Below are 6,301 nucleotides of genomic sequence, written 5' to 3'. Positions count from 1 at the left end.
TGACGTCAGGCAGCAGGGCCAGCACCAGACGAGCGACATCCAGAGGACAGAGCGGATGCTGGTGAAAGAATCGCTCGATCTGGCGGATGACGGAAGCCGTTTGAGCGTTGCCAGGGCAACGCTCGGCCAGTGCCGCGTGGCGAACGTCTTTGGCTCCAATCAAGGCCAGGACGAGCAAGGCGAGCAGTTCCACCTGATTCTTGCGGTATTGGGGGAAGTGGGAAACGAAGCACAGACTGAACGATTTCAGGGCAACGGGAGACGCGCTCTGTTTTCGCGTACTGGACGACGGATTTCAAGCCCCCTCGAAAAGTGTCGGGTACTGAGACGGATTCCAGAATGGTGTTGGCTTTTGGTGCTGTCCCAAAAGATAACTGAATGACCGGAATCCGTATCAGACGTTCAGACTTTCGGATTTTCAGACCGCTCACCTCACATCGCCGCCGGAATCTCGATGCCTATTAAATCCAGCGTTTCCTCGAAAGCCTGACGCAGGCGGGCCACCAGCGCCAGCCGCGCCTCGCGCAGGCCTTCTTCGGATTGCAGGACATTGGTGATGGGCTTGCCCCGCTTGTCCTTGGCATTGAACCAGGCGTTAAAGGAAGTGGCCAGATCCAGCGCGTACTGTGCCACCACATGCGGCGAGTGGACGCGCACGCTCTGGGCGACGATTTCAGGCAGCTTGGCCACCTGCTTGGCGAGGGTGAGGTCAGCCTCCGGCAAGGCGTCCCAGTCGGCCCCCGTGCCGTCGGTCGCATATCCAGCTTCCTGCCCTTTCCGGAGAATGCTGGCGGCGCGGACGGCGGCGTACTGGATATACGGCGCGGTGTCGCCGTTCAGGGCCAGCGCCTGCTCCCAGCGGAAGTCGATCTTGCGCGTCGGCTCGGCTTTGAGCATGGCGAAGCGGATCGCGCCCAGGCCGATGCGGCGGGCGATTTCCCCGGCGTCGGCGCGCTTTGAGAGTTCAGGGTTGATGTCTACCAGCACCGCCAGCGCCCGCTTCTGCGCCTCGTCCATCGCTGCGTCCGCGCTGACGGTCACGCCCTTACGCCCGCTGATGGTCTGGCCTTCGAGGGTCACGAAGGCGTAGGACAGGTGAATGCTGCGCTCCTTCATGCCGGTGTGCCCGGCCACGCCCAGCGAACTGCGGACCACGGTCTGCGGGTGGTCCTGGCGCGAGTCGATCACGTTGATGACCTCATCGGCGTGGCCGAAGCGTTTCCCGGTGTCGGGCTGACCGTCCGGCGCACTGGTCCAGACCGTGTGGCCCTCGGGGTCTTCCGTGAAGGGCTTGAACTTCATGCCCCCAAACAGGCCGAATTTCCAGAACTGGTAGCCGATGTCCTTGGCGGCGTACATGGCTGTGCCGTCGGTGCGGATCAGCACCACCTGCGGTTCTTCCAGCCCCGGCATGAACTCGGACACGTCCATCACAAAGGCCCCGGCGTACTTGCCCTCACTGGGGTGCGAGGTGTACTTGCTGGCCTCCAGAATATCCATGCCGCGTTTTAAGAATCCGCTGCCCACCACGTCGGATTCCCAGTTCAGCAGGTCATAGCGTGCGCCCAGGCGAAAGCAGGTGTCCAGATGGGCGTGCACGACTTTCTCCACCTCTGAGCGCAGTTCCCCGGCTTCCAGAAGGTGCATGATCTCGCGGATTCCGGGTTCCAGTTCGGGCTTGGCCGGATCGGCATTCAGGCGCACGTAGCCCTCGCCCAGCCAGTGATCGTACTTCTGCACGCCGTCCCACTTCAGGCCGTAGTGGTGTACCGCGAAGATGGACTCGGCGGCCTGACGCCCAGTGTCGTCAATGTAATTCTGGACCTCCACGGTCTGCCCGGCGGCGCGGAAGATGCGGGCCATGCTGTCGCCCAGCACGACGTTTCGCAGGTGGCCCACGTGCAGTTCCTTGTTCGGGTTGACCGAGGTGTGTTCGATGACCACCTTGCCGCTCAGTTGGGGCATCTCAAAGGGTTGTTCCACCACGCCGCGCACGAACGCGCCCACGTCCACAAAGAAATTGAGGAACGGCCCCGCCGCCTCCACCTTCTTAATGCCCTGTGGAAGCTTCACCGTCTGCGCGAGTTGCGCGGCGATTTGGGCGGGGTTGCCGCCCACCGCTTTGGCAATTAAAAAGGCGGCGGGGGTGCCGTAATCGCCCGCCTTGCCCGCCGGGGTGTCCTGAATGGCGGCGTCCACGGGCGCGCCCATTGTCTGCGCCGCGTCTTCCACAGCCGTTTTGAGTTGTGCCTTGAGGTCCATAACACGGGAGTTTAGGGCAGATGGCGCGGCCACGTTCAGCCCGGCTCCCGCACGGCGGCGCTGCCTTCCCGTAGCATGGTGGCCATGCCGGACCCGCACCCTCCTGAAGCCCTGTCCGTGGCGGCGGTGATCCCCGCCTACAACGAGGCGGGGACCGTGGGAGAGGTGGTGCGTGTGGCGCTGGAGCTGACGCCGGACGTGGTGGTGGCCTCCGACGGCAGCGACGACGACACGGCGGCGGTGGCCCGCGCGGCGGGGGCGCGGGTGGTGGAGCTGGCCGAGAATGGCGGCAAGGGCGCGGCCCTGCGAGCGGCGCTGGACGCCACAGATGCCGATGTGGTGGTCATGCTGGACGCCGATCTGACCGGCCTCACGCTGGACCACCTCCGCCGAATGCTCCGTCCGGTGCTGGACGGCACGCTGGACATGAGTATCGGCGTTTTCGAGGGCGGCAGATTTGTGACCGACTGGGGCAACAAGCTCACGCCGCACCTGAGCGGGCAGCGCGTCTGCCGCCGCGAGTGGCTGCGCTCGGTGCCGCATCTGGGCGAGGAACGCTGGCCCGAACCCGCGATCACCGCACACCTGAAAAGCACCGGAGCGCAGTGGAGTTACGTGGAACTGCCGCAGGTGGGACAGGTCCTCAAGGAAAAGAAACGCGGCTTCTGGAACGGCGTGTGGGCCAGAGGGCGCATGTACGCCGATCTGCTGACCTTCCGGGCGCGGCGCAAGAAATCGTGAGCCTGAGAGGCTAAACCCCGCAGCGCGCCCCTCTGTCTGTCTGATTGCAACAGAGATTCGCCGCGCCCCACGAGGAATCCATGAGCGTCCGCTTCAACCACGCCCTGCTCGCCGCCTATGACCGGCGCGAGTCGGCCACCTTCTTCGCCCACCTGTTCGGCCTGAACGCCCCGACATTCTGGGGACCGTTCGCCACCGTCCACTTGGCAGACGAGACCCATCTCCAGTTTGATGAACCGGGGGCCGACGCCATCCAGATGCAACACCTTGCCTTTCTGGTGGATGAAAGGACGTTCGACGAGATTTATGGACGCATGGTGGAGGGCCGTACAGAACGTCGGGCCGATCCACAGATGACGTGGCCCGGCCAGATCAACAGCAATCACGGCAGGCGGGGTGTGTACTTCAATGTTCCCGCCGGACATGGGCTGGAGATCATCACGCGCCCGTATTCCGAAAAACCCTGAACAACAGACCGGGCCGTCAGCCTCTCCCCCGCCCCATCAGCCCTCGTCGATCTGGCGGAGTTTTTCCATACGCCCCGCCAACTCTGGCATATCTAGCGCGCGCAGGGATTTGACGGTCCGGCCCAGGCCCGCGCCGTCGATGCGGTTTTCGTTCCAGCCCGCGATCAGCATAGCCAGGCCCTGCAAGGCGTCGCCCATGGTTTCCTTGTGGAACATGGCGGCCAGGTTCCCGGCCTGCGCGGGCTGGGTCTGCTGCACCTGCGCCTGCACGTCCAGCACCACCTGCATGAACACCGGGTCCAGGCGGGCGCGGTCATCGGGAGCAATGGGCTTACTGGCGTCGGCTTTGACATCTGGCTTGTCGGCATTCTGGGTCATGCTGGGCAGTGTAGAGACTTCCGGGGCAGGCACAGTAGGCTGCCCCGCGCCCCGACTTCTGAGGCTGCGGTCATTTCACCGTCCGGCCTCTTATGCGACACTGGACCGCTATGCTGGACATTCTGCTCGTTCAACTTTCCAAGCCCAGCGTGTGGCTGTGGCTAACAATTGCGTTGGTCATCTCCTACGCCGTCCACCGCTTTGGCCGCCTGCTGCTGCGGACCCTGCGGGGTCAGGTGGGTCCCCAGATGTTGCTGGGCCTGAAGTGGCTGTGGCTTGTGGTGGTGGTGGTGGGTTATGTCGCCTACGCCACCTACAAGATCTATCTGCCGGATGTCCCGGTGCTGTTCGGGCTGGGCCAGAGCATCGCCGAGGGCTTCCGCAACACCGCCGGGCAGGCCGTGGTGATCGTGGCCTTGGCGCTGATCGCCTGGCGAATGGTCGGCACCTTCAGCGGGCGCATCGTGCCCGAGGACGACGAGTTCAACCGCCGCAACGTGCGGGTGCAGACCCTCAAGGGCGTGGTGGAAAGCACCCTCAAGGTCATCATCATCATCATCAGCCTGATCGCGGGCTTGCAGGCGCTGGGCGTGAATGCCACCAGCCTGCTGGCCGGGGTCTCGGTGCTGGGGCTGGCGGTGGGCTTCGGGGCGCAGAGCCTGATCAAGGACGTGTTCACCGGCTTTTTTATTCTGCTCGAAGACCAGTACGGCGTGGGCGATGTGATCACGGTGAACAACGGCACCCTCGGCGGGAACGTGGAGAAACTCAATCTGCGCCTGACCGCCCTGCGCGCCCTGGACGGCACCGTCCACCTGATTCCCAACGGCCAGATCAACACGGTCAGCGTCAGCAGCAAGGACTGGAGCCGGGTGGTCGCCACCGTGGACGTGACCTACAACGCCAACATCAACGAGGCATTGCGCGTGCTCAAGGCCGTCAGCGACGAGATCTACGCCGACGGGGAATGGCGGAAGTTCTTTCTGGAAGAGCCGGACATCCAGGGCGTCACCCAACTGGCCGCCGACGGCGTGACCCTGCGCGCCCTGTTCAAAGTGCTGCCCAAGAGCCAGTACGCGGTGGGCCGCGAGTTCAACCGCCGGATTAAAATTGCGATGGACCAGGCAGGCATCGAGATTCCCTTCCCGCAGCGCAGCCTCAACTTCGGCGGGTCTCCCATCGAGATCAGGCTGACCCGCGAGGACGGCGGGCGCGATTCCCTGAACCAGAACCGCACCCAGTCCCCAATTAAACCCAGCGAGAGCCGGGACCCGGACGACGAGGACTGAAAACGCAAGTCGCGGCGCGGCGTCGAACCCCGGCGTCCGCATCCCAGAACTCAGCCCTGAATCACGCCAGGCTGGCGGTCTTGCTCAGGCTGACGGGGGCGGGAGCAGCCAGTTGACCGCCCGCCAGCAGGGTGGAGAATTCCTCGCCGTACAGGGTTTCGCGCACCAGCAGCACGCGCACGATCTCGTGAACGGCAGCCAGGTGTTCGCGCACCAGCGTCAGGACCCGGCCATAGGCGACGTCGATTAAAGCGCGCACTTCCTCGTCGATTTCCTGGGCGGTGGATTCGGACATGGGCTGCATCTGCGAGCCGCCGCCCAGATACCCCGCCTGATCAGAGGCCAGCGCCACCTTGCCGATGCGGTCGCTCATGCCCCATTCGGTGACCATCCGCCGGGCGATGTTGGTGGCCTGCTGAAAGTCATTCTGCGCGCCGGTGGTAACCTCGCCGTAGATCACTTCCTCCGCCGCGCGGCCCGCCAGTGCCACAGCGATCATGTCCTCCAGCGCGGGGCGGGTGACATGCAGGCGGTCATCGGCATCGGGCATCATAAAACCCGCCGCCCGGCCACGCGGCACCACGGTCAGCTTGTTGACGCGGTTGGCGTGTGGCAGCAGTTGCGCGGCCAGCGCGTGCCCGACTTCGTGGTACGCCGTCACCTTGCGGTCCGCCTCCCGCACCACCAGGCTGCGCCGCTCCGGTCCCATCAACACCCGGTCCCGCGCCTCATCTACATCCCGCCCGGTGATGCGGTTTCTGCCCCCACGCGCCGCCAGGAGCGCCGCCTCGTTCAGCAGGTTTTCCAGATCGGCCCCCACCATCCCCGCCGTGCGCCGCGCGATCACACTCAGGTCCACACTCACGTCCAGCGGCTTCTTGCGGGCGTGGATTTTCAGGATGTGTTCACGTCCCCGCATGTCCGGGGCGTCCACCACCACCTGACGGTCAAAGCGGCCCGGACGCAGCAGCGCTGCGTCCAGCACGTCCGGGCGGTTGGTGGCCGCCAGGATGATCACCTCCTGTCCGCTGCCGAAGCCGTCCATCTCTACCAGCAGTTGATTGAGGGTCTGTTCGCGCTCGTCGTTGCCGCCCTGCATCGAGACGCCGCGCTTGCGGCCCACCGCGTCGATCTCGTCAATGAAGACGATACAGGGCGCGCTCT

6 protein-coding genes and 1 pseudogene are annotated in these 6,301 nt (G+C 64.7%); 3 read left to right on the top strand and 4 right to left on the bottom strand.

What is annotated here, in order from left to right; all coding sequences use genetic code 11:
- Positions 1–193, bottom strand: a pseudogene (locus Q322_RS24255) (IS4 family transposase); the annotation flags it as partial.
- A 239-nt stretch (positions 194–432) separates the two neighbouring features.
- The gene (locus Q322_RS0119240; RefSeq protein WP_029479474.1) at positions 433–2,262 is read right to left on the bottom strand and encodes an arginine--tRNA ligase; all 1,830 of its coding nucleotides are present in this window, start codon (positions 2,260–2,262) and stop codon (positions 433–435) included.
- 84 nt (positions 2,263–2,346) lie between these two features.
- Between Q322_RS0119240 and Q322_RS0119235 the strand changes: the two genes are divergently transcribed.
- Both Q322_RS0119235 and Q322_RS0119230 read left to right on the top strand, forming a co-directional pair.
- Entirely contained in the window at positions 2,347–3,003 is a 657-nt protein-coding gene (locus tag Q322_RS0119235; RefSeq protein ID WP_029479473.1) for a glycosyltransferase family 2 protein, read from the top strand.
- An 80-nt stretch (positions 3,004–3,083) separates the two neighbouring features.
- Positions 3,084–3,470, top strand: a complete 387-nt coding sequence (locus Q322_RS0119230) for a VOC family protein (RefSeq protein ID WP_029479472.1) — start codon at positions 3,084–3,086, stop codon at positions 3,468–3,470.
- A gap of 36 nt (positions 3,471–3,506) precedes the next feature.
- On the opposite strand, the gene Q322_RS0119225 is transcribed toward Q322_RS0119230, so the two are convergent.
- Positions 3,507–3,848 (bottom strand): hypothetical protein, encoded by a 342-nt coding sequence (locus tag Q322_RS0119225; RefSeq protein ID WP_029479471.1) that lies wholly within the window; start codon positions 3,846–3,848, stop codon positions 3,507–3,509.
- Between the two features lie 110 nt (positions 3,849–3,958).
- On the opposite strand from Q322_RS0119225, the gene Q322_RS0119220 reads away from it, so the two are divergent.
- Complete coding sequence (locus tag Q322_RS0119220; protein WP_029479470.1) at positions 3,959–5,137, top strand: mechanosensitive ion channel family protein; 1,179 nt, start codon at positions 3,959–3,961, stop codon at positions 5,135–5,137.
- Positions 5,138–5,198: 61 nt separating this feature from the next.
- Here the strand turns inward: Q322_RS0119220 and Q322_RS0119215 are convergent.
- Positions 5,199–6,301 (bottom strand): ATP-dependent metallopeptidase FtsH/Yme1/Tma family protein (locus Q322_RS0119215; RefSeq protein WP_029479469.1); only part of this gene is annotated, 1,103 nt, incomplete at its 5' end.

Source organism: Deinococcus frigens DSM 12807 (genome assembly GCF_000701425.1).
In the GTDB taxonomy this organism is placed as follows: Bacteria; Deinococcota; Deinococci; order Deinococcales; family Deinococcaceae; genus Deinococcus; species Deinococcus frigens.
This window is presented reverse-complemented; position numbering and strand designations above follow the sequence as displayed.